The sequence below is a fragment of the Thioalkalivibrio sp. ALE19 genome, from assembly GCF_000428605.1.
GTDB lineage: Bacteria > Pseudomonadota > Gammaproteobacteria > Ectothiorhodospirales > Ectothiorhodospiraceae > Thioalkalivibrio.
The window spans coordinates 1-2,352 of record NZ_AUAG01000059.1 but is presented as its reverse complement, the minus strand read 5'-3'; the positions used below and the strand labels follow the sequence as shown (position 1 = coordinate 2,352).

General features: G+C 68.8%; 3 protein-coding genes. 1 reads left to right on the top strand and 2 read right to left on the bottom strand.

Going from position 1 to position 2,352, the window contains the following annotated elements; all coding sequences use genetic code 11:
• The coding region (locus F787_RS0113945) for a TolC family protein (RefSeq protein WP_028492578.1) at positions 1-1,412 on the bottom strand (1,412 nt) is incomplete at its 3' end.
• A 146-nt stretch (positions 1,413-1,558) separates the two neighbouring features.
• Positions 1,559-1,948, bottom strand: a complete 390-nt coding sequence (locus F787_RS17250; RefSeq protein ID WP_231373461.1) for a hypothetical protein — start codon at positions 1,946-1,948, stop codon at positions 1,559-1,561.
• Between F787_RS17250 and F787_RS16905 the strand changes: the two genes are divergently transcribed.
• Positions 1,829-2,074 carry a hypothetical protein gene (locus tag F787_RS16905; protein WP_231373460.1) on the top strand — a complete coding sequence of 82 codons (246 nt, stop codon included), beginning with the start codon at positions 1,829-1,831 and terminating at the stop codon, positions 2,072-2,074. The genes F787_RS17250 and F787_RS16905 overlap by 120 nt on opposite strands.
• Positions 2,075-2,352 lie beyond the last annotated feature (278 nt).

Sequence of the window (2,352 nt, the reverse complement as noted above, 5' to 3'; positions counted from 1 at the left end):
CCGTGGTCACCGTGGTCACCGTGGTCACCGTGGTCACCGTGGTCGTGGTCCATCGCGGACGGATCATGTTCGAGACCGTCGGTTTCAAGGTACCCCTCGTCACCCGGCGCCCCGCCCGGCAGTTCACCGGCCACGGTAAAGGTCAGATCCACCCGGGCCCGCCAGTAGTCACCCAGCGCGGCCACCGCGCGCTGCCAGTCGGCCAGCTCTTCCTGCTTGGTCACCAGCAGATCGAAGACATCGTCGAACATGAAGTTCACGCGTTCCTGCATGCGCTCCACCTCGATCTCGCGGGCCGGGACCAGTTCGTAGCGCCTGGTACTGAACTTGTCGCGGTGATGAGCCAGCCGCACGAAGTGCTGGTGGACGTCGGCGGTCACGGCCTGCTCCAGCTGGGCCCGTCGGGCCTCGCCGTCCTCCAGCCGCGCCTCGGCACGGGCGATGCCGGCCTGGTTCTGGTTGAAGATCGGCAGGGTGAAGGAGATGCCTCCGCCCCACAGGCGGGTGCCGTCGGTCTCGCGCTCGAACTCGATACCGGGCTCGATGTCGCCCAACCAGCGATAGCGCCGCACCAGGGCCACGCCCTCGGTGAGCCCCTCCAGGGCGTGATCCAGAGCCCGCAGATCCAGACGCTGCTCCAGGGCCTGCTCGACCAGGGCCTCGCGATCCTCCAGGCCGGCCAGCGGCAATGGCAGCCTGCCGGGGACCTCCCAGTCATCGACGTGACCGGGCAGCCCCATCAGGTGGGCCAGACGCAGACGGGTCTCGCGCTCGCGCTGCCGTGCATCCTCGAGCTTCAGCCGCGCTTCGGCGGCCCGGATATTCAGCCGGGCACGTTTGAGGTCGGTGATGTTGCCGGCGTCATAGAAGCGTTCGCCCAGCAACGAGCCCAGGTCCGCGGCACGGGTCTCCAGCGCCTGCACCTGCGCCCGCTGGCGCGCGGCCACCGCGTCATACCAGGCACGCTCGGTGTCCGAGGCCAGGGCCACCATGCCTTCGGCCAGCTGCAGACGGGTGGACTCCCAGTGGGCCTCGGCGATGTCCTGACGCGCACTGCGCATCAGCAGGCCGGAGATCCCCCAGGCCAGACCGACCCCGGTCTCGTTGCCGCCACCGCCCTCGGGGCGCATCACCGACAGCGACAGGGTGGGATTGGAGAACTGGGCGGCCTCGACCACGTCGGCGGCCGTCAGATCCAGTTCGGCGTAGGCCTGCTGCATGCGCGGGTTGCGCCACAGGGCCTGATGGATGGCCTCCTCGAGCGTCAGCTCGCCGGAGGGTCGGGGCATCTCCGACTCGGGCAGGTCGATCCCCTGCACCGAGACATCCTCCGCCAGGTCGGAGCGATCCAGCTCGGGCGCGGTGACCGCGCAGCCGGCGAGGAACAGCACCGACACGACGGGGAGCAGCAATCGGGTTGCTCGCATCGTGAAAATCTCCTTGATCGGACTTCGATTCCGCATCCCGCGCGAACGCGCGACACGGCCTTGCCATCCGCCGGCACCGGGTGGAACCCGGACGTGCGGAAAGCTCCGGCGCTCGGGCCGGTACAGTCAGATCAGGAGAGGATCGGGGGTCGGTACAACGCGGCCGCGGGCGGGCCGTTCTGGAAGGAATACAGGCTCATGGCCTGCTTCACCGGGGCCGAAAAATCGGTTCCGGACGAAGTCGGCATGCCCTGGCAGTGACCGCAGGCGGAACAGCTGGCCAGACAGCTGGCGTCCACGCAGTCGGCGTGCGCGAGCGGGTCACCAGGATGGGAAGAGTCGGAAGTCGCGGGGGCATGGTGATCGTGATGCGACTCATCGGCGTGCCCGGCGTGCTGATCATGCCCATGGTGGTGGTGCGATTCGCCACCATGGGCATGGTCCTGCCCGTGACCGGCGTGCGGATCATCGGCGGACGGGGCTGCGTGCATCGCCGCATGACCGGCGTGAGCGTCTTCCATGCCCACTGCCGCAGCCACCGCCGGCAGGCCGGCAATCGCCGCCACCAGCATCCAGCACAGCAGTTGTTGGAAGACCTGTTTCACGTCAGTCGAAACCTCGTCTCGAGGGGCGGTGCCACCCGGTAACCACGTCAGAAACTACCACAACCCGCGGTTCCCTGTAGACGCGACCCCGGCATTCTGCAATCCAGCGCCGGGGCACCCGCGGAGATCGCCACGGCGCTGCGCGCCTCGCGATGACGGGAACCCCGCCAGCCCCCGTCATTGCGAGGAGCCGAAGGCGACGCGGCAACCTCGGAACCGGACACAGGCGCCACCCACCCCGCGATGACGGAACCCGTCCAGCCCCCGTCATTGCGAGGAGCCGAAGGCGACGCGGCAATCTCCGCACAAGGCCCCGGCGC

Coding starts and splice junctions, on each gene's coding strand:
- F787_RS16905 (WP_231373460.1), top strand. CDS start 1,829: ATGCCCATGGTGGTGGTGCGATTCGCCACCATGGGCATGGTCCTGCCC.
- F787_RS17250 (WP_231373461.1), bottom strand. CDS start 1,948: ATGGAAGACGCTCACGCCGGTCATGCGGCGATGCACGCAGCCCCGTCC.